The sequence below is a fragment of the Stenotrophomonas sp. TWI819 genome, assembly GCF_039673075.1.
Lineage (GTDB): Bacteria > Pseudomonadota > Gammaproteobacteria > Xanthomonadales > Xanthomonadaceae > Stenotrophomonas > Stenotrophomonas rhizophila_B.
Window position 1 is genome coordinate 17,354 of sequence record NZ_JBDJKY010000001.1, and the last position, 19,576, is coordinate 36,929.

The window sequence follows — 19,576 nt, forward strand, 5'->3', positions numbered from 1 at the left end:
CCGCATCGGCGCGCCGCTACAATGGGCCGATGAACGCATCCACCGACATCGATTACGCCCGTTACGACCATATCCGCCCGATCCTGTGGACCGGCGAGAGCCTGCAGCTGCTCGACCAGCGCAAACTGCCGTTCATTGTCGAGCACGTGGAGTGCCGCGACAGCGACGCGGTCGCCGAGGCCATCCACGCGCTGACCGTGCGCGGCGCGCCGGCCATCGGCATTGCGGCCGCCTGGGGTGTGGTGCTGGCGGCCAACGAGGTGCAGGCCGATGATGGCGCCCAGGCGCTGCTGAAGCTGGAACCTGCGCTGCAGCGCCTCAATGCATCCCGCCCGACCGCCGTGAATCTGGCCTGGGCGCTGGCCCGGATGCGCCGCGTGCTGGCCCCGGCCGGTGCCGACTGGCAGCAGGTGCTGGCTGCCGAGGCGCAGGCGATCGCCGAGGAGGACCTGGCCGCCAACCGTCACATGGGCGCGCTGGGCGCTGGCTTGATCGAGGCTGGCAGCGGCGTGCTGACCCATTGCAACACCGGCTCGCTGGCCACCGCCGGCTTCGGTACCGCGCTGGGCGTGATCCGTGCCGGCATGGCCCAGCACCGCATCGCCCGCGTGTTCGCCGGCGAGACCCGGCCGTGGCTGCAGGGCGCGCGCCTGACGGTGTGGGAACTGCAGCAGGATGGCATCGACGCCACCCTGATCGCCGATTCGGCGGCCTCGCACCTGATGAAGACCGGCGCGGTGCAGTGGGTGATCGTCGGCGCCGACCGCATCTGCGCCAACGGGGATACCGCCAACAAGATCGGCACCTACCAGCTGGCCATCGCCGCCCGCCACCACGGCGTGAAGTTCATGGTGGTGGCGCCGTCCTCCACCGTGGACATGGACACCGCCGATGGCGAGCAGATCGAGATCGAGCAGCGCGACCCGGGCGAGCTGTACGGGGTGGGCGGAACCCGGACCGTGGCCGAGGGCATCGCCGCCTGGAACCCGGTGTTCGACGTCACCCCGGGCAGCCTGATCGATGCCATCGTGACCGAGCGCGGGGTCATCCTGAACCCGACTGTGGCCAATATGCAGGCTGCATTCGGATAAGCCGCGGCACTGGCGCGTTGCGGCTGCCCCTTGCCCAAGGGGCTCCCCGCCGGATACCCGCGGCCGTGCCGCCCGTCGGCCGGCAACGCTCCTGTAAGTTCCTGATTCTTGCTGGTAAAACCCCCGTAAAAGCGGGCGGAAAATGGCCCGATGTGGTAGAATCCAACGGTTAATCGAGATTCCGGCGCAACCGCCCCGAAAGGGCGGTCGTGACGGACTGGACCGCTACCAGACAACGGAACCCGAATGGCAGAAACCGCCAAGGAAATCATCCAGGTCAACCTGGAAGACGAGATGCGCAAGAGTTACCTCGATTACGCGATGAGCGTGATCGTGGGGCGCGCACTCCCGGATGCGCGCGATGGCCTCAAGCCGGTGCATCGCCGCGTGCTGTTCGCGATGAGTGAACTCAACGCGCACGCCAACAAGCCTTACTTCAAGTCGGCGCGTATCGTCGGTGACGTCATCGGTAAGTACCACCCGCATGGCGATCAGTCGGTGTACGACACGCTGGTGCGTCTGGCGCAGCCGTTCTCGCTGCGTTACATGCTGGTCGATGGCCAGGGTAACTTCGGTTCGGTTGACGGCGACTCCGCCGCCGCGATGCGATACACCGAAGCCCGCATGTCCAAGCTCACCCATGAGCTGATGGCGGACATCGAGAAGGAAACGGTCGATTTCCAGCCCAACTACGACGAGAAGGAACTCGAGCCGACGGTCATGCCGACGCGGTTCCCGAACCTGCTGGTCAATGGTTCGGCCGGTATCGCGGTGGGCATGGCGACCAACATCCCGCCGCACAACCTGACCGAATCGATCAATGCCTGCATCGCGCTGATCGATAATCCCGAGATCGACGTCGACGGCCTGATGGAGTTCATCCCGGGCCCGGACTTCCCGACCGCGGGCATCATCAACGGCACCGCCGGCATCGTTGCCGGGTACCGGACCGGTCGTGGCCGTGTGCGCATCCGCGCCAAGGCCGAGGTCGAAGTGGCTGACAACGGCCGCGAATCGATCATCGTCACCGAGATTCCGTACCAGGTGAACAAGGCCCGGTTGATCGAGAAGATCGCCGAGCTGGTCAAGGAAAAGAAGCTCGAAGGCATCAGCGAACTGCGCGATGAGTCCGACAAGGACGGCATGCGCATCTTCATCGAGATCAAGCGCGGCGAGTCGGCGGAAGTGGTGTTGAACAACCTCTACCAGCAGACCCAGATGGAGTCGGTGTTCGGCATCAACATGGTGGCGCTGGTCGATGGCCGCCCGCAGTTGATGAACCTCAAGCAGATGCTCGAGGCCTTCGTGCGTCACCGCCGCGAAGTGGTCACCCGCCGCACCGTGTTCGAGCTGCGCAAGGCGCGTGCCCGTGCGCACGTGCTGGAAGGCTTGACCGTCGCGCTGGCCAACATCGACGAGATGATCGAACTGATCAAGACCTCGCCGAACCCCACCGAAGCGCGCGAACGCATGCTCGCCCGCCTGTGGGAGCCGGGCCTGGTCGGCTCGATGCTGGGCGCCGCCGGTGCCGAAGCGTCGCGTCCGGATGATCTGCCCAAGGGTGTGGGCCTGCTCGAGGGCGGCTACCAGCTGACCGAGATCCAGGCGACCCAGATCCTGGAAATGCGCCTGCACCGCCTGACCGGGCTGGAGCAGGACCGCCTGACCGACGAGTACAAGCAGCTGCTGGAAGTGATCGCCGGGCTGATCGAAATCCTGGAAGATCCGGACCGTCTGCTGCAGGTCATCCGCGAAGAGCTGATCAACGTGCGCACCGAGTTCGGTGACGAACGCCGCACCGAGATCCGCCACAGCGAAGAAGACCTGGACATCCTCGACCTGATCGCCCCGGAAGACGTGGTGGTCACCCTGTCGCACGCCGGTTATGCCAAGCGCCAGCCGGTCAGTGCCTACCGGGCCCAGCGCCGCGGTGGCCGTGGCCGCAGCGCCGCGTCGACCAAGGAAGAGGATTTCATCGAACAGCTGTGGCTGGTCAACACGCACGACACGCTGCTGACCTTCACCAGCGCAGGGAAGGTGTTCTGGCTGCCGGTGCATCAGCTGCCGGAAGCCGGTTCCAACGCCCGTGGCCGCCCGATCATCAACTGGATTCCGCTGGAAACCGGGGAGCGGGTGCAGGCCGTGCTGCCGGTGCGCGAGTATGCCGAAGGCCAGTTCGTGTTCTTCGCCACCCGCAACGGTACCGTCAAGAAGACCCCGCTCAGCGAGTTCGCCTTCCGTCTGGCGCGCGGCAAGATCGCGATCAACCTCGATGAGGGTGACGCGCTGGTCGGCGTCGGCCTGACCGACGGTGAGCGCGACATCCTGCTGTTCGCCTCCAATGGCAAGACCGTGCGCTTCGGTGAGGACAAGGTCCGCTCGATGGGCCGTACCGCCACCGGCGTGCGCGGCATCAAGATGCCCAAGGGCGAGGAAGTGGTCAGTCTGATCGTGGCCGAGAGTGCGGGCGGCGGTGAAGACGAGAACGAGGATGAGAGCCAGGTCGATGAGACCGTGATCGACAGCGGCGATGCCGTGATCGAGAACGGGGCTGACGACGACAACGCGCTGTACATCCTGACCGCGACCGAGAACGGCTACGGCAAGCGCACCCCGCTGCCGGATTACCCGCGCAAGGGCCGCGGTACGCAGGGCGTGATCGGCATCCAGACCACCGAGCGCAACGGCAAGCTGGTGCGTGCGGTGCTGATGGGGCCGCGCGACGAAGTGCTGCTGATTTCCGATGGTGGCACCCTGGTGCGCACCCGTGGTTCGGAAATCTCGCGCGTCGGCCGCAACACCCAGGGTGTGACCCTGATCCGTCTGTCCAAGGAAGAGAAGCTCCAGGCGGTGGAACGCATGGATGCCTCGCTGGACGAGGGTGTTGAAGAAGAAACACTGGCGGCCGTCGAGGCCAGCCCGGTGGTGGCACCGCCGGAGGCGTAAGCCCACCCAGCAGGAGTCACACGAAGAACGCCGGCGAATGCTGGCGTTTTTCGTTGCAAAGAACGCGCAACGTTCACGACCCCGGTGGGATAAGGGCCGCGGGGCCGGCCGCAACGTCGGCGATCTTCGCGCGCAGGAGAGACCGATGTCCACCACGACGCAGACCCGCCACCCCCGCCACCCCCGCCATGGGGCGGTGGCAGTGCTGGCGATTGTCATTGTGCTGCTGGGCGTTGTCTTCACGGTAGGCGGCGCTTGGCTGGCCAGCTTGGGCGGCTCCTGGTACTACGTCCTGGCCGGTATCGGCCTGCTGATCTCGGGTGTACAGCTGTGGCGCGGCCGCTACAGCGGGGCGATCTGGTTCGCGCTGGTGTTCATCGGAACGCTGTTGTGGACGTGGTGGGAGTCGGGCAGCAACTACTGGCGCTGGGTGCCGCGTTTGGGGCTGATCGTGGCCATCGGCTTCGTGCTGTCGCTGCTGTTGCCCACGCTGGATCGTCCGGTCTCGCGCAAGGTCTCGCGCGGCATCGCCGGCGTGCTTGCGCTGGTGTTCGTCGCCGCCTTCACGCTGGCCTTCGTGCCGCACGGCGTCACCGCCGCCGAGGGCGCGTTCCCCGAGCCGGTCACCAGCACCGGGCTGGCGCCGACCGCCGATGCACCGCTGCAGCCGGCCGACCGGCCGGTGGATGACGACTGGGCCGCCTATGGCCGCAACAATGCCGCCACGCGTTTCTCGCCGCTGCAGCAGATAACCCCGGACAACGTGGCCACGCTGGAGCAGGCCTGGTTGTTCCGCACGGGCGACCTGCCGGACAAGCGATGGGGCGCGGAAACCACGCCGCTGAAAGTCGGCGACAGCCTGTACCTGTGCACCGCCCGCAACCAGCTGGTCGCGCTCAATGCCGCTGACGGTACCGAGCGCTGGCGCTACGACCCCAAGGTCAAGGACACCTCCATTCCGTACACCGCGGCCTGCCGTGGCGTCTCCTACTACGAAGTGCCGGCTACCGCGCAGGACACCGCGATGAACGATGTCGCGGCCGATCTTGCCGTCCCCAGCGGCGTGCCGGTGCTGACCCAGGTGCCGCGTGGGGCCTGCGCCGCCCGCATCATCGAAGGCACCCTGGATGGCCGCCTGATCGCGGTCGATGCCGCCACCGGCAAGCCGTGCACGGGCTTTGGCAACAACGGCCAGGTCGACATCACCGTTGGCATGGGCGACAGCCCGGCCGGGTATGTCTCCATCACTTCGCCGCCGGCGATCGTGCAGGGCGTGATCGTGACCGGCCACCAGGTGCTGGATGGCCAGCGCCGGGATGCGCCCTCCGGCGTGATCCAGGCCTACGACGCTGTCACCGGCAAGCTGCGCTGGGCCTGGGACATGGTCCGCCCCGATCGCAACGGCGCACCGCCGCCGGGCGAGACGTACACCCGTGGCACCCCCAACATGTGGACCACCGCGACCGGTGACGACGAACTCGGCCTGGTCTACCTGCCGATGGGCAACTCGGCAGGCGATTACTGGAGCGGCTCACGCACCGAGAACGAGAACACGTACGCCACCTCGCTGGTGGCCATCGACGTCAACACCGGCAAGCCGGCCTGGCATTTCCAGGCGGTGCGCAAGGACGTCTGGGATTACGACATGGGCTCGCAGGCGACCCTGATCGACTACCCGACCGCCGCCGGCAAGGTCCCGGCCCTGCTGCTGCCGACCAAGCAGGGCGACATGTACATTCTCGACCGTCGCACCGGCAAACTGCTGACCCCGGCCGAGGAACGCAGGGTGCCCAGCGGTGGCGTCGAGCCGGAACAGCGTTCCCCGACCCAGCTGTTCTCGCTGTATCACACGCTGCGCAAGCCGGACCTCACCGAGCGCGACATGTGGGGCATGACCCCGATCGATCAGCTGGTCTGCCGTATCCAGTTCCGCAAGGCCAGTTACGAAGGCTTCTACACGCCGCCCACCGCGGACCGTCATTCCATCGAATACCCGGGTTACAACGGCGGTTCGGACTGGGGCAGCGTCGCTGTTGATCCGCGCCGCGGCGTGATCGTGGCCAACTACAACGACATGCCCAACTACAACCGGCTGGTGCCGCGCGAAAAGGCGGACAAGCTGGGCTGGCTGCCGCGCGAGGACGTCAAAGCGGACAAGGGCGGCGCAGAAGGCGCGGGGGATCCGCAGGTGGGCACGCCGTATGCCATCGATGTAAATGCGGGGTGGCGCCTGCCGTTCACCAAGCTGCTGTGCAAGCAGCCGCCGTACGGTGGCATCCGCGCGGTCGACCTGCGCACCGGCAAGACGCTGTGGGATCGCCCGTTCGGCAGTGCGCGCGGTAATGGCCCGTTCGGCATCCGCTCCGGCCTGCCGATCGAGATCGGCACGCCGAACAACGGTGGCTCGGTGGTCACCGCCAGCGGACTGATCTTCATTGCGGCCGCGACCGACGATCTGCTGCGCGCGATCGACCTGAAGACCGGCAAGGAACTCTGGCACGCCAAACTGCCGGCCGGTGGGCAGGCCAACCCGATGATCTATGCATTCGGTGGACGCCAGTACGTGGTCATCATGGCCGGCGGTCACCATTTCATGGAGACGCCGGCGGGCGATTACGTGATCGCCTACGCGCTGCCGAAGCAATGAAGACAGCGGTGCGGATCGCGGCCCTGCGTCAATGATGCGGGGCCAATCCCTGTCGAACCTCTCGTCGCCTGACTACAGCATTCCACGAAAAAACCTGACAATCGGCGGTGTTTTCCCCCGCTTAAGCGAGCCGGTATCCGCTGCCATGATGGGCGGATGCCTAGTTCATCTGTTTCAGACGGGCGATGTTCGCCGCCAGGCGCCTGTTACGTCGTCACCGCCATCACCACCCACCACTTTCCCTTCTTCAACCATCACGCCAACGCGCAGGAAGTCGTGCGCTGGCTGCGCGCCTCCGATGCTGAAAAGCGTACCGAATCGCTGGCCTGGGTCGTCATGCCCGACCAGGTCCAGTGGCTGTTCCGTCTTCGCAAACATCCACTCTCCAGCGTCGTGAGGTCGTTGAAGGAACGGTCGGCCCACGCATTGCATCAGCGCAACGCAGCCCGGGGCCGGATCTGGCAACCGGGCTGCTACGACCAGTCTCAGTGCGATGAACGCCAACTGCTGGCCCGCGCCACCGACATCCTCTCCACCCCCGTGCGCGCGGGGCTTGCCAGCGGCCTGCACGGTTATCCGTTCGCGTGGTGCCGCTGGCCGGTGTGAGCTACGTCGGTACCCGCACCATCTTACGCATCAGATGCTCCACCACACCGGCTGGATCCGCCGTGCGCCCCACATGCGTGCTCGACATCTGCACCACCGAGCTGCGTTTGGCGGTCAAGAAATGGAAGCGTGCACGCGCCGGCAACTGCGCGATGGGGCCTGCGTTCGCGTCGCCGCGGCAGATTGCCACGATGGCGTCCAGCCACGGCTGCAGGCCTTCAATATCCAGGGCGGGCGCGAAGGCACGCAGCCGCTCCAGATCCAGCTCGATCGCCGCTTCCAGATGCTTGGCACCGGGGCAGGAGACGATGACGCCCACGTTGATGAACTCCTCGCGTTCGACGCGGGGCACCACGCGGATCACCGCATAGTCATACGTGTGCAGTGTGGGCACGGACGGCCTCCTGTACAAAGGCCGCGCGAACGCGAAGGCGGTGCTGCAGGTAGTCGATATAGGCCTGGCGGTAGGCCGCCGGGCTGTCGAACAGGGGTTCGTCCACCAGCCAGCTGTCCGGTACCAGGGCGACAATGCGCTCGATCTCCGCATCGGGCAGCATCACCGCGAGGCCGGCATCGACCTCGGCAATCTGCGTGGCGAACGGCAACAGCACATGATCGCGGATCAGCACGAACGGCTTCTTGCACGCCTCGCCAGCGCTGGCCCAATCGTGATGGAAATACATCGCTGCGCCATGGTCGATCAGGTACAGCTTGCGGTGCCACACCATCAGATTCGGATTGCGCGCGGTGCGGTCCACGTTGCTGGTGAACGCATCGAACCACACGATCTTCGAGGCGAGTTCCGCATCGGGCTGCATCGCGGCCGGGTCGTAGTTGATCGCGCCGGGCAGGTAATCGCTGCCCAGGTTCAAGCCTTCGCTGGCGCGGATCAGGTCCTGGATCTCCGGGTCCGGCTCGGTCCGCGCGAACTCGCGGTCCAGCTCGACGAACAGGATTTCCGGAATCGGCAGGCCGAGCGTCCGGGCGATTTCGCCTGCGATCAGTTCGGCGATCAGCGCCTTGGGCCCTTGGCCGGCGCCGCGGAACTTGAGCACCACCATGCCATCGTCGTCGGTCTCGACGACGGCGGGCAGGGAGCCGCCTTCGCGCAGCGGGGTGACATAACGGAGGGCGTGCACGGTTCGCATGGTGCGTCCGGGAGCGGTTGAACGATGCAAGGATACCGTAGCCGAAACCTCCAAAGGCGTCACAACCTACTTGGATGCCTCTGAAAGATAGTTCTTCCAGGCGATCTCTCTCACAGAGTAGGAGCTCGTTACGAGAGACAAGGATAAAAGCAACCTCGCCAACCCTTCTCCGGGGTCATTGAAGACAACGTATTCACTTTCGCCAATCTTCTCGAAGAGCAGTCCTTCATTCCTTAAGAGGATCCCCTTGCTGAGATCCAAGTAGATGTCCGGCTTGGAGTCATCATCAAGGATGCTGATCGCGTGGGCGATTGTTTCAAGCTCAGATCCTCCATAACTCACGGCACAGTGGAGAATTCTGCACCAGGGCCAATCGATGTTACCCATCTGCGTGCCGCCGAGACTGGTTGGCTTTAATTTTCTGACGCTACAAATATTCCTGGCGATTTCAGCGAGAATTGAGGCGGTTACTTGCGTTTTTATCTCAATCGTCGCAACAACACCCTCTTGGAAGATTAGGTCGTGTCCGCTGTTGAAGCGCAATCTAGGCATTGATTTTAACATCAGGACGATGTCTTGCTGCTTGGAACGATTTCCGTCTGAATCCACAATTACGCCGCTTACAGCGCTAGTCATTTCTGGCAGGTGAGAGGTCAAAAAGTCGTGGATAAGATTCTCGCGAACGGTTCCTGCTGTTGGCGAATGCCCTAAGACTTTACTCATTTCATACTGAGCCGCTAGCGCACGGATGGCGCCGTTGCAATATTGAAGGAGGGGCTTCACGATTACGGCTCTCCAGTAATTATTTTTGTGTGGCTATGCCTCTATGGAACCCATGCTAGTAGAGATTTGACCTGCGTGCTGGAGTTCATCTTCGTGGTGCAACGGTGTCTGAGTCGATAGAGTCCGCGCAATGATTACGTCGTCATCTGAACGGCAGGGTTGCCACTTGCGCCCCTATGGAAAGGACCCGTGGGCCGATTTCCTCTGCGTTAGGCGGTGGTACATTCTATGTCCGAGATCGGGCAGTCCCGACAATGCAGGGGAGCATCTATGCACGTTCGTCGTACCTCGCTGGCTGCGGCCGTTGCCAGCCTCGGCCTTGTGTTTGCTGCACCGGCCTTCGCCGGCTACGCCACACCACCGGAGGGCTTGCTCAAGGTGCTCAAGGCGCCGCCGCCGCCGACACCCAGTGTCGACCCGACCGGCCAGCGCCTGCTGCTGACCACCACGCAGACCTATCCCTCGATCACCCGCGTTGCCCAGCCGTACCTGAAGCTGGCCGGTGTGCGCCTGGAGCCGAAGAACCGCAGCCGCCATGACACCCCGGGCGGCTACGGCATTCCACCGTGCGTCGGTGACTTCACCGTGGTGGAGACCCTCAGCGGCCGCTCTACCAAGGTGGCGCTGCCCAACGGGTGTGCCGGCATGGCGCAGTGGTCGGCCGACGGCCAGCGCTTCGCGTTCCAGAATGTGGTCGATGACAGCGTGCAGCTGTGGGTCGGCGATGCGGTCACCGGTCAGGTCCGCCAGGTTCCCAACGTCGCGCTCAATCCGATCTTCGGCAGCACCGTGCAGTGGCTCGGCGGCAGCCAGCAGTTGCTGGTCAAGCTGGTGCCTGCCACGCAGGGCCCGGCACCGTCTGCGGACGGTGCGATCGGCCCGGACATCCAGGAGTCGCTGGGCACGGCCGGCGAAAGCAGCACCTACGAAGCCCGCGATACGCTGACCAGTGCCTACGATGAAGCGCTGTTCGCCTATTACGGCCAGTCGCAGCTGGCGGTCGTGGATACCACCTCCAACACCGTGCGCACCGTGGGTGCCCCGGCGCTGCTGGACAGCGTCGGGGCCGCACCGGATGGCGTGCATGTGCTCACCACGACGCTCAAGGCACCGTTCTCGCATGCGGTGACCTACCAGCGTTTCGCCAATGACGTGGCGGTAGTGGATATCGCCAGCGGCCGCAGCACGCCGATTGCCAGCCTGCCGCTGGCCGACCGCGTACCTGTGCACGGCGTGCCGGAAGGCCCGCGTGATTTCGATTGGCGCGCCACCGATCCAGCCACGCTGGTCTACGCCGAGGCGCTGGACAAGGGCGACTGGAAAGTCACCGTCCCGCATCGTGACCGCGTGCTGATGCGCAAGGCCCCGTTCACCGCAAAGCCCACCGAGATCGCGCGCACCGCACAGCGTTTCGAAGGACTGGGGTGGACGGCGCAGCCGGACGTTGCCTTCCTCGATGAGAACGACGAGAACCGCCATTGGCGCCAGACCCGCATCGTCAACGTGGACAACCCGAAGCAGGAGGGTCGCCTGCTGTGGGATCTTTCCAGCGATGAGTTGTACGAGGACCCGGGCAATTTCGTTTACCAGCGCCTGCTCAACGGCGCCTACGTGGTGCGCCAGGACGGCAACAACGTGTTCCTGCGCGGGCAGGGTGCGTCGCCTCAGGGCGATCGTCCCTTCCTGGACGCACTCAACCTCGGCAGCCTGAAAACCGAGCGCCTGTTCCGCAGCGATGCCGATGCCTATGAGCAGTTCATCGGCTTCAGCGCCACGCCGGGCCACCTGCTGACGTGGCACCAGTCGGTCACCGATGCGCCGAATGCGTTCGTGCGCCTGCTGGGCGAACCGGTCGCCGCCGCCCAGCCGGGCGAAGCGCAGTTCGCGTCCAAGCCGGATGCACTGACCCACCTGGTGGACCCGACCCCCGAAGTGCGTCAGATCAAGAAGCGCCTGGTCACCTACAAGCGTGCTGATGGCGTGGACCTGTCGTTCACCCTGTACACGCCGCCGGGGTACAAGGAAGGCCAGCGCGTGCCGGCGATTCTCTACGCCTACCCGGCCGATTTCGCCAACGCCGCGCAGGCGGGGCAGGTGTCCGGTTCGCAGCAGACCTTCACCCGCCTGGCACCGTACCGGCTGATGCTGCTGGCCGGCTACGCGATCATCGACAATGCCTCGTTCCCGATCGTCGGCGACCCGAAAACCGCCTACAACACGTATCTGGAACAGCTTGAAGCCGATGCCAAGGCCGCGGTGGACAAGGCCGTGGAGCTGGGCGTGGTCGACCGCAACCGGATCGGCGTCACTGGGCACAGCCATGGGGGCCTGATGACCGCCAACCTGATCGCGCATACCGACCTGTTCAAGGCCGGGGTCGCCACCAGCGGCTCGTACAACAAGACCTTCACCCCGTTCGGGTTCCAGAACGAACGTCGCTCGGTCTGGCAGGCGCAGGACGTGTACCTGAAGGCCTCGCCGTTCTTCTATGCCGACAAGATCAAGCTGCCACTGCTGCTGGTCCACGGCGAGGATGACGCCAACCCCGGCACCGAGCCATTCCAGTCGCGCAAGCTGTTCCAGGCGATCCGCGGCAATGGCGGCACCACGCGCCTGGTGATGCTGCCGCACGAACCGCATTGGTACACCGCGCTGGAATCCAACGAGCAGTTAGTGTCGGAAATGCTGACCTGGTTTGATACCTATGTGAAGAATGCGCCGCCGGCCAAGCGCTGAGGCGAGACATCGGTATCGCCGCTCATCAGTGAGCCGCGATACGCATCAGACCCACGGCCGCCCGCAATGGGCGGCCGTTCTGCATTCCGGGCCGGTGATGGAATTACACTCGGGTCAGACCACAAGGACGCAGGCATGGATATCCAATCTTGGGGACCGGCGGGCAGCGGTGTCGTCGGCGGCATCATCGCCACATGGTTCGTCGCGTACTGGGCGAGGGGATTGCAGACGCACTTCCGTGGCTGGTCCAGGGCCGTGTTGCGGCGCCGTCATCGCACCACGATCCGGGTCGCCAACGCCCTGTTCTTCGTGGGATTACTAGTGGGATTGGCCCTGTACCCGCTGGGCGGATTTGCCAGCAACGATCACCGGCCGGCATTCCTCGGCTTCGGGCTCGCCTCGCTGTTGCCCCTGCTGGCACTGGTCGTCATTCCGTTCCTGACCGGCCGGAGCATACGGGAAGCGTTCGTCGCCTTCGCGATCGGCCAAGGGGCGCCGGTATGGGCCACCTATCTGCCGCTGGCTGGCGGCCTGGTCTGTCTGGTCGTGGCACTGGTGGGCTTTCTTCCCATCGGCCGTTGAGATGGCGGACCGACGCGCGACGGGTGGACCTCGCCCGGCCCGGCAGGCAAAGTGCGCTTCAAGGGGATGCCGGGTACCGGGGAGCGAGGGATCGAATGCAGCAGACACCATTACAACCCACCGGTCCCGCCACGCGGCGTCGGTGCAGCCGCTGGCTGTTCGTCCTGGCAGCGCTGGCGTTCGCCCCGCTCATGGCGGTGGCGCAGACCGCTCCCGCGCCCGTTGATTCCGCAACGCAGGTTCCCGACCGCCCCCGCACCTGCCTGGTCCTTGGCGGTGGCGGTGCCCGCGGCGCGGCCCATATCGGCGTGCTCAAGGTGCTGGAGCGCGAGCGCGTGCCGATCGACTGCATCGTCGGCACCTCGATGGGCGCGGTGGTCGGCGGCTTGTATGCCTCCGGTTACACGGCCGACGAGATCGAGGCAGTGCTGGACCGGATCGACTGGGCCGAGGTGCTGCGCGACAAACCGCCACGCGATGAGCGCAGCATGCGCCGCAAGGAAGATGACCTGCGCCTGCTGGGCGGCGTCGAAGTCGGCCTGAGCAACGGCAAGATCGCGTTCCCGCAGGGGCTGATCCAGGGCCAGAAGCTGGAGATGCTGCTGCGCCGCCTGCTGCTGCCGACCTGGCAGGTGCGCGACTTCGATCATCTGCCGATTCCGTTCCGGGCCATCGCCACCGATATCGTCAGCGGCGAGAAGGTGGTGTTCGCACAGGGCGATCTGGCCTTGGCCATCCGCGCGAGCATGTCGGTGCCGGGCGTGTTCGCGCCGGTCCGCTATGAGGACCATCTGCTGGTGGATGGTGGGGTGGTCGACAACGTGCCGATCGATGAGGCGCGGCGGCTGGGCGCGCAGCGGCTGATCGTGTCGCGGGTCGGCTCGCCGTTGATGACCGAAGCGCAGCTGGATTCACCCTTGGCGATCAGCCACCAGATGGCCAGCGTGCTGATGCAGCGCGAAGTACTCGCGCAGTTGGCCACGCTCGGGCCACAGGATCTGCTGATCACACCGCCGCTGGGCGAGATGGGCAGCCAGGACTTCAACCGCTCACCACAGGCGGTCGGCGTCGGTGAGCAGGCCGCGCAGGCCGAGGTCGCGGCGGTTCGTCGCTTCCAGGTGGACGATACTCGCTACGCCGCCTTCCAGCGCCAGCATCGGCCGCCGGCGTATGAAGCGCCGATCGTGGCCTTCATCGATGTGCTGCGCGATAAGACACGTACCGCGCGCTATATCGAGCAGCGCCTGAAGCCGGAGGTCGGCCAGCCGCTGGCACCGGACCGCGTGGAGCAGAACGTGGCCACGGCCTACGGCGAGGGCCGCTACCAGCAGGTGCAGTGGCGGCTGGAAGAGCGTGACGGGCAACAGGGCCTGGTGCTCGCACCGCAGGACAAACGTTGGGGTCCGGATTTCCTGCATTTCGCGCTGCGCCTGTCCGATGATTTCGACGGCAGCAGCAACTACCAGCTCATCACGGAGCTGACCCGTACCGGCCTCAGCGAGCAGGGCGCGGAGCTGAAGCTGCGTGTGGGGCTGGGCGAAGTCGAAGAGGCGTTCGCCGAGTACTACCGGCCGTTCGGCAGCAGTGGTCGGCATGCGCTGTCCACCTATGCCAAGTACCGCGCCACCGATCTGGACCTGGCGCTGATGCGCGGCGGCGCACTCGCCGAGTTCCGTTACAGCCAGTGGCTGGGCGGACTGCGTTGGGCATATTCGCCACATCCGGATTGGGAAATCGCGCTGTTCGGCGAGCGCGGCCGTGAGCGCCTGCGCCTGGACGTCGGCAACCCCACCGAGCTGGGCAATTATCGCGCGGACATGGGCAGCGTCGGCTGGCAGCTGCGCCACGATTCGATCGACAGCTCGGCCTTCCCCGGTCGCGGCCAGCGCCTGTCGCTCACGCGGCAGCACTATCTCGATGCACTGGGCACCGACAATTCGGCGGCGGTCACGCGGGTGCAGTGGGATGGGGCATGGGCGCACGGTCACAACCGCTGGCTGGGCGGCCTGCGCGCGTCCTCCGCACACGGCGGCGATGACCTGCTGGCCACGTACGGCTTCCTGGGTGGGCTGGGAAATCTGTCTGGCTATCCGGAAGAATCCATCTTCGCGCCGCAGACCGCGCTGGCCCGGGTGGTGTATTACCGTCGCGTCGCGCACGCCGATTCGCTGCTGACCATCCCGCTGTATGTCGGCGGCAGTGTGGAGTGGGGCGGATTCTGGCAGCGCCGCGAGGATGTCAGCCTGGATGGCATGCAGACCGCAGGCAGCCTGTTCGTCGGCGCCGATACGTTCCTGGGGCCGGTGTTCCTGGGGTATGGGCGCGCGCACGGTGGGCACACTTCGTTCTATCTGACCTTTGGCTCACTGCTGCGGACACTGGATGGGTTCTGATGGGTTCTGCGCTTTATCCTGTGCAGCCATGGTGTTGATGTGATGCCGATGAAATCGATGTTCCTGGCTGTGGTGCTCCTGCTGTCTGCCGGCCACGTGCATGCCGCTGATGCACCGTCGCTGCCCGCCGCGTGGACGCAGATCGGCATCACCGTCGGCATGCCGTACGCGCAGGCCAAGGCGCTGCTCATCAAGGCCGGATGGCTCGCATCCGCGCCCGACAACGAGGGCACGCCCGTCTTTGCCGCGCATCCCGAAGTGGATTGCGGGCAGGGCTGGGACGCGATCTGCTCGGCAGGCTTCCATCTGGGAAACGAGGCTTATGGGTTGGTGCTCACACCGACCGATGACGACAACCTGCTGGTGCAGGGCGTCTTCTGAAAGGAGCTGATACGGATGTCAGACCGCACTGTGGTGGTATTTGATTTCGACTTGACGCTGACCCGCTGGGAAACGGCAAGCCGGTTCTTCAAAGGTCTGCTGCGCCGCCAACCGTGGCGGATCGCCGGTGTCATGCTCGCGCTGCCGGTGCTGGCGCCGCTCTGGGCATTACCGCGCACGCGACGGAGGCCGGTATGCTTCGCCGTGTGGATGGCGACGTTCGGACGCAGCCGCGAGGCGCTGGCCAGGCTTGCCGTGGTGCATGCCGACGAGGTATTCGCCGGCCCGGAGCCTGTGTTCCTGCCTGAGGGCGTCGAACGACTGCGCCACCATCTTGCCCAGGGCGACGAGGTTGTCATCGCCACCGGCTGCTGGGAGCCGTTGGCGCGCGCGTTGCTGGAACGCGAAGGTTTGAAGGACGTACCGCTGGTCGCCTCGACCCTGCGGCCGTGTGTCGGCGGTTGGGTCAGCGAAAACCACTGCATTGGTGAGAACAAGATTCCCATGCTGACCGAGCGCGGTTATCCGCCACCGTGGCGCACGGCCTACACCGATCACCGCGCCGATCTGCCGCTGCTGCGCAACAGCGAGCAGTGGTATCTGGTCAGCCCGGGGGAGAAGTGTCTGCGCATGATCGAACTGGCGATGACTACCAAGGCGGATGTTCTGCGTTGGCGTGTGCCCTGAGTGTCGCCAGTATCGTGGGCAGTCAGTCGCACCAGCCCTTACTGATGCGGTGCGGGGCTCTCCGCTCAGTTGGTCATCAATCTCAGGAACTGTGGATTCTTGACCACCAGTTGAAGCTTGTTGCGGAAGTCTTCAATCCTGCCACGTGCACAGACGCGCTTTCCCTGCAGAGAGGCAAGTGACCCCAGGCGCGATTCAAAGGCAGCACGGTCGCTTTGCCATACGACCAGGCCAAGCGTCTGGTCTGGGAAGCGGCGGTCAAGATTGAGGTAAATGACCTTCGGCTGCTGAGTGACCTGCGCAACGCTGCCGCAGGCGAGCACCGTTTTGCCCACGTGGAACGGTGCCTTGCTGGCTTCAATTCGGTCCTCGGCCTTGACGGGAGTCATGCCGGCGAACGCGAGCATCAGCAGCGAAAGGCCGCGCACCACTTTTGAATCAACGGAGAATCTGCTCATCTTTCTCGATCTCGATGCGTGGCTTGCCACGGTAGGTTTTGATGGTCCCCTCGATACAGAGATGCGCTCCCGTCGCAAAGGATGGGGGGCTGACAGTCTGCAGATGATCCGCCCATATCACGGCACTCAGCGTTTCATCCGGATAGGGGTAGTCGAAGTTGATGAACATCCCGGACGATATCCGGCGGATGCCGGACAGTCGTCCGCACACGACACGGAACTGGCCAACGTGTGCGCCGGCCTCGGATGCGGCTATTGAATGGGGTGCGGGCCTGTCCCGGTTCGCAGCGGATACGGGGACCGCTGCGTGGGAAGAAGCGGCACCAGTAGTGCCGGGGGAAACCGTGGGTGGCTCGCCGGAGCTCAGGTGACGAGCGACAACCAACATGCTCACTCCACCGAAGATCAAGGCGCAGATCGCAAGCAGCGCACGCATCCCTATCGCTGCTGGGGCACGCATCTGCGCGGACGCACTCCCGGCGGGAGCAGGGGACGCACGGGTCGAAGGCGATGGCGCTGAATCCGGTGGAGCAGCGATTGCGTGCGTGGCATCGATCTGAACTGCGCGGGCGGACATTCTGGATGCCTGCGACAAGAGCTGCTCGGATACCTCCCTGATGATCTCATCTGGATTGTTGAGCATCTTCAGATTGGCGTACCGCAGGATGGTTCCAAAGCTCCTGACGACGGCATTCTGGCGATCAAGGAAATCAACCCACTTGCCCGGAGTCGGGTCTTTGGATGCGCCATCCAGCTCGATCGGAAGCAGATAGCCCTTGTGAGGATTGATAATCATGAAGTCGATACGTCGCCGTTTTCCGGCGTCATCGACGAACGCGTACTGCGGTACCACGTCCTCAGGGTCAATCAATGCAATGTGCGAAAGAACGCGGTCTACGAACAGCGCTTCAAAATTGGCTGGATGACGGAGCCTTTCAACATGCATGCGCTTCCATTGCGCCCACGTCATGCCGTTCTGTCCGTGTACGGTGTGATCCATAGGTTGTTGGCTGTTTCCCCTGTAGATGAATTCTATCCAAGATCCAGTCTCGATGCGTTGCGTGGATTGCGAGCCGTCAGCATCAGTCTTCCTTCATCGCTGTCTCTGCGGCAAGCAATGCCTGCGCCGCCTTGCTCAGCTCCGGTGAGGGCACAACAGGCGCGCCAATGGCCTCCATCATCTGATCGGTAGAGACGAAGCGGCGGTGCCGACGGTCGTAGACGCCGGTGATCAGCAGCGCGCGCGTGGCGACTTTCTCTTCCTCGCCGATCAACACGCGCTGTTCCATGATGATGCGCGTGCCGGCCCAGCCGACCATGCGGGTCTCCAGCACGAAACGCTGGAACGGTTTCAGCTCACGCCGGAACTGGATGGTGCCGCCGCTCACGATGGGTGCCCACTTCGAGCGCCAGGCCACGCGGCCCAGGCCCATCCGAAACACCAGGTCCAGGCGACCCAGGTCGAAGATCGTCCAGTAGCGCCCGTTGGTCATGTGCAGGTTGCTGTCGATGTCGTTGGGCAGCACCCGGAAGTTCAGTCGCGACACCGCAAACGGCGCGGCCAGTTTCGGCTTGAATGGGGTGGACAGCAGCAGGAGCAGCAGGCGGAACCAGAGATTCATGAGCGGGCCGTCGTTTCTATTACAGTTGTCATAATGCAAATACGCTAGTCTATGACACCTGTCTTAGCAAGGAATCCGGCCATGAGCGCACGCCATTCCGATGCCCCGCAACGCGTGGTGGCTGCGGCAGCGGAAATGCTGGCCACGTATGGGCTCAATGCCTCCAGTGTCCGCGAGGTCGCCAAGCGTGCGCAGGCGCCGTTCGGGTCCACCTATCACCATTTCCCGGGCGGCAAGCAACAGGTGCTGGCCGAGGCCACCACGTTGGCCGGCGCAAAAGTCGATAGCGTGCTGGCCACTTGCCTGCAGGCCGGTGGTGCCGAGGGCCTGTCGCTGTTTCTGGCGATGTGGCGCGAGCGGTTGATCCGTTCGGACTTCCATGCGGGCTGCCCGGTGCTGGCGGCTGCGGTCGAAGAGCCGATCGATGCGGCGCCCGACGATGCTCAGCGGGCGGCCGCCGTTGTGTTTGCCAGCTGGGAAGCCCGGCTGAGCGAGGCGTTGTGCACCGACGCCCGTACGCCCGGGCAGGCGCACGCGCTGGCGACGATGATCATCGCCAGCGTGGAGGGCGCGGTGGCGATGTGCCGGGCGATGCGTGACATCGGCCCGTTCGATCGCGTCGCGCTGCAGCTTGAATCGCTGGTGGCGGATCGCTGAGACTGCTGGCTTGCCCTTACCGGAGCGCCGCACCGTGCCAGCCTTGACCCGTCCCTTCGCCCTTGCCGCCGGCCTGGTGCTGTGCGCGCTTCACCCACTGGCCCAGGCGCAGGATGGTCCTGCGATCAATCCGCTGTATCTGGTGCCTGCCGACAAGGCGACGCCCGCACAGATCACGGAGATGCAGCAGCGCCTGCTGGACTGGCCGCAGTTGCAGCGCTACCGCGCCGAGAACGCCGCGCTGGCACCCGTCGCGCCTGGGACCAAGCGGGTGGTGTTCTACGGCGATTCGATCACCGAAGGCTGGGGACCGACCGGCAGTGATCGTTTCTTCCCGGGCAAGCCGTACGTCAACCGCGGTATTTCCGGGCAGACCACAGCGCAGATGCTGGTGCGCTTCCAACAGGACGTCATCGCACTCAAACCGGCGCTGGTGGTGATCCTCGCCGGCACCAACGATATCGCCGGCAACACCGGGCCGACCACGCAGGCGATGATCGAAGACAACCTGCACGCGATGGTGGAACTGGCGCAGGCGCACAACATCCGCATCGTGCTCGCCTCGGTGCTGCCGGTCAGCGATTACCCGTGGCAGCCGGGCGTGCAGCCCGCCGGCAAAGTGACCTCGCTCAACAAGGCCCTGCGGGCGTATGCGGAGCAACAGGGCGTGGTCTATCTGGACTACCACACGGCCCTGACCAACAAGGACGGCGGCCTCGACCCCGAGCTGGCCAGCGATGGCGTGCATCCCACGCCGACCGGTTACGCGAAGATGGTGCCGCTGGCCGAGGCTGCCGTCACCAAGGCACTGGCGCGCTGAGGCCGGGTTCCAGCCGGCT

The 19,576-nt window shown here is 64.9% G+C and carries 17 protein-coding genes; 11 read left to right on the top strand and 6 right to left on the bottom strand.

Annotation, left to right across the window (positions count from 1 at the left end; translation table 11 throughout):
- Positions 1 to 29 precede the first annotated feature (29 nt).
- The 4 genes from mtnA to ABE463_RS00105 all read left to right on the top strand — a co-directional run bounded on the left by mtnA (position 30) and on the right by ABE463_RS00105 (position 7,290).
- Positions 30 to 1,091: an S-methyl-5-thioribose-1-phosphate isomerase gene (mtnA, locus tag ABE463_RS00090; RefSeq protein WP_346466797.1), complete on the top strand. Its 1,062-nt coding sequence runs from the start codon at positions 30 to 32 to the stop codon at positions 1,089 to 1,091.
- A gap of 246 nt (positions 1,092 to 1,337) precedes the next feature.
- Positions 1,338 to 4,037, top strand: a complete 2,700-nt coding sequence (gene gyrA / locus ABE463_RS00095) for a DNA gyrase subunit A (RefSeq protein WP_259261616.1) — start codon at positions 1,338 to 1,340, stop codon at positions 4,035 to 4,037.
- A 145-nt stretch (positions 4,038 to 4,182) separates the two neighbouring features.
- Entirely contained in the window at positions 4,183 to 6,684 is a 2,502-nt protein-coding gene (locus ABE463_RS00100; protein ID WP_346466798.1) for a membrane-bound PQQ-dependent dehydrogenase, glucose/quinate/shikimate family, read from the top strand.
- Between the two features lie 156 nt (positions 6,685 to 6,840).
- Entirely contained in the window at positions 6,841 to 7,290 is a 450-nt protein-coding gene (locus tag ABE463_RS00105; RefSeq protein WP_346466799.1) for a transposase, read from the top strand.
- 1 nt (position 7,291) lies between these two features.
- Here ABE463_RS00105 and ABE463_RS00110 read toward each other — a convergent pair whose 3' ends face one another.
- The 3 genes from ABE463_RS00110 to ABE463_RS00120 all read right to left on the bottom strand — a co-directional run bounded on the left by ABE463_RS00110 (position 7,292) and on the right by ABE463_RS00120 (position 9,221).
- Complete coding sequence (locus tag ABE463_RS00110) at positions 7,292 to 7,684, bottom strand: DUF3037 domain-containing protein (RefSeq protein WP_346466800.1); 393 nt, start codon at positions 7,682 to 7,684, stop codon at positions 7,292 to 7,294.
- A complete protein-coding gene (locus ABE463_RS00115; RefSeq protein WP_346466801.1) occupies positions 7,662 to 8,438 on the bottom strand; it encodes a HipA family kinase in 777 nt (258 codons plus the stop codon). Before ABE463_RS00115 ends, ABE463_RS00110 begins: the two co-directional genes overlap by 23 nt.
- 66 nt (positions 8,439 to 8,504) lie before the next feature.
- Positions 8,505 to 9,221 carry a DUF6602 domain-containing protein gene (locus ABE463_RS00120; RefSeq protein WP_346466802.1) on the bottom strand — a complete coding sequence of 239 codons (717 nt, stop codon included), beginning with the start codon at positions 9,219 to 9,221 and terminating at the stop codon, positions 8,505 to 8,507.
- Between the two features lie 270 nt (positions 9,222 to 9,491).
- On the opposite strand from ABE463_RS00120, the gene ABE463_RS00125 reads away from it, so the two are divergent.
- The 5 genes from ABE463_RS00125 (at position 9,492) to ABE463_RS00145 (ending at position 16,000) form a co-directional block, all read left to right on the top strand.
- The gene (locus ABE463_RS00125) at positions 9,492 to 11,957 is read left to right on the top strand and encodes a prolyl oligopeptidase family serine peptidase (RefSeq protein ID WP_346466803.1); all 2,466 of its coding nucleotides are present in this window, start codon (positions 9,492 to 9,494) and stop codon (positions 11,955 to 11,957) included.
- A gap of 135 nt (positions 11,958 to 12,092) precedes the next feature.
- A complete protein-coding gene (locus tag ABE463_RS00130; RefSeq protein WP_346466804.1) occupies positions 12,093 to 12,539 on the top strand; it encodes a hypothetical protein in 447 nt (148 codons plus the stop codon).
- Positions 12,540 to 12,634: 95 nt separating this feature from the next.
- Entirely contained in the window at positions 12,635 to 14,932 is a 2,298-nt protein-coding gene (locus tag ABE463_RS00135) for a patatin-like phospholipase family protein (protein ID WP_346466805.1), read from the top strand.
- A 48-nt stretch (positions 14,933 to 14,980) separates the two neighbouring features.
- On the top strand, positions 14,981 to 15,313 hold the full coding sequence (locus ABE463_RS00140) for a hypothetical protein (RefSeq protein WP_346466806.1): 333 nt from the start codon (positions 14,981 to 14,983) through the stop codon (positions 15,311 to 15,313).
- 15 nt (positions 15,314 to 15,328) lie between these two features.
- Entirely contained in the window at positions 15,329 to 16,000 is a 672-nt protein-coding gene (locus ABE463_RS00145; RefSeq protein WP_346466807.1) for an HAD family hydrolase, read from the top strand.
- A gap of 65 nt (positions 16,001 to 16,065) precedes the next feature.
- Here ABE463_RS00145 and ABE463_RS00150 read toward each other — a convergent pair whose 3' ends face one another.
- The 3 genes from ABE463_RS00150 to ABE463_RS00160 form a co-directional block, all read right to left on the bottom strand.
- Complete coding sequence (locus ABE463_RS00150; protein WP_346466808.1) at positions 16,066 to 16,458, bottom strand: hypothetical protein; 393 nt, start codon at positions 16,456 to 16,458, stop codon at positions 16,066 to 16,068.
- Positions 16,439 to 17,458, bottom strand: coding sequence for a hypothetical protein (locus ABE463_RS00155; protein WP_346466809.1), 1,020 nt, complete (start codon positions 17,456 to 17,458; stop codon positions 16,439 to 16,441). The genes ABE463_RS00150 and ABE463_RS00155 overlap by 20 nt, the downstream gene beginning before the upstream one ends.
- Before the next feature lie 82 nt (positions 17,459 to 17,540).
- A complete protein-coding gene (locus ABE463_RS00160; protein ID WP_346466810.1) occupies positions 17,541 to 18,080 on the bottom strand; it encodes a thioesterase family protein in 540 nt (179 codons plus the stop codon).
- A gap of 81 nt (positions 18,081 to 18,161) precedes the next feature.
- Here ABE463_RS00160 and ABE463_RS00165 point away from each other — a divergent pair, with 81 nt between their 5' ends.
- Positions 18,162 to 18,737 carry a TetR/AcrR family transcriptional regulator gene (locus ABE463_RS00165; RefSeq protein WP_123729633.1) on the top strand — a complete coding sequence of 192 codons (576 nt, stop codon included), beginning with the start codon at positions 18,162 to 18,164 and terminating at the stop codon, positions 18,735 to 18,737.
- 79 nt (positions 18,738 to 18,816) lie between these two features.
- Positions 18,817 to 19,557, top strand: a complete 741-nt coding sequence (locus ABE463_RS00170; protein WP_346467159.1) for an SGNH/GDSL hydrolase family protein — start codon at positions 18,817 to 18,819, stop codon at positions 19,555 to 19,557.
- Positions 19,558 to 19,576 lie beyond the last annotated feature (19 nt).

Coding starts and splice junctions, on each gene's coding strand:
- ABE463_RS00155 (WP_346466809.1), bottom strand. CDS start 17,458: ATGGATCACACCGTACACGGACAGAACGGCATGACGTGGGCGCAATGG.
- ABE463_RS00125 (WP_346466803.1), top strand. CDS start 9,492: ATGCACGTTCGTCGTACCTCGCTGGCTGCGGCCGTTGCCAGCCTCGGC.
- ABE463_RS00135 (WP_346466805.1), top strand. CDS start 12,635: ATGCAGCAGACACCATTACAACCCACCGGTCCCGCCACGCGGCGTCGG.
- ABE463_RS00145 (WP_346466807.1), top strand. CDS start 15,329: ATGTCAGACCGCACTGTGGTGGTATTTGATTTCGACTTGACGCTGACC.
- ABE463_RS00165 (WP_123729633.1), top strand. CDS start 18,162: ATGAGCGCACGCCATTCCGATGCCCCGCAACGCGTGGTGGCTGCGGCA.
- ABE463_RS00130 (WP_346466804.1), top strand. CDS start 12,093: ATGGATATCCAATCTTGGGGACCGGCGGGCAGCGGTGTCGTCGGCGGC.
- ABE463_RS00160 (WP_346466810.1), bottom strand. CDS start 18,080: ATGAATCTCTGGTTCCGCCTGCTGCTCCTGCTGCTGTCCACCCCATTC.
- ABE463_RS00140 (WP_346466806.1), top strand. CDS start 14,981: ATGAAATCGATGTTCCTGGCTGTGGTGCTCCTGCTGTCTGCCGGCCAC.
- ABE463_RS00100 (WP_346466798.1), top strand. CDS start 4,183: ATGTCCACCACGACGCAGACCCGCCACCCCCGCCACCCCCGCCATGGG.
- mtnA (WP_346466797.1), top strand. CDS start 30: ATGAACGCATCCACCGACATCGATTACGCCCGTTACGACCATATCCGC.
- ABE463_RS00105 (WP_346466799.1), top strand. CDS start 6,841: ATGCCTAGTTCATCTGTTTCAGACGGGCGATGTTCGCCGCCAGGCGCC.
- ABE463_RS00150 (WP_346466808.1), bottom strand. CDS start 16,458: ATGAGCAGATTCTCCGTTGATTCAAAAGTGGTGCGCGGCCTTTCGCTG.
- gyrA (WP_259261616.1), top strand. CDS start 1,338: ATGGCAGAAACCGCCAAGGAAATCATCCAGGTCAACCTGGAAGACGAG.
- ABE463_RS00115 (WP_346466801.1), bottom strand. CDS start 8,438: ATGCGAACCGTGCACGCCCTCCGTTATGTCACCCCGCTGCGCGAAGGC.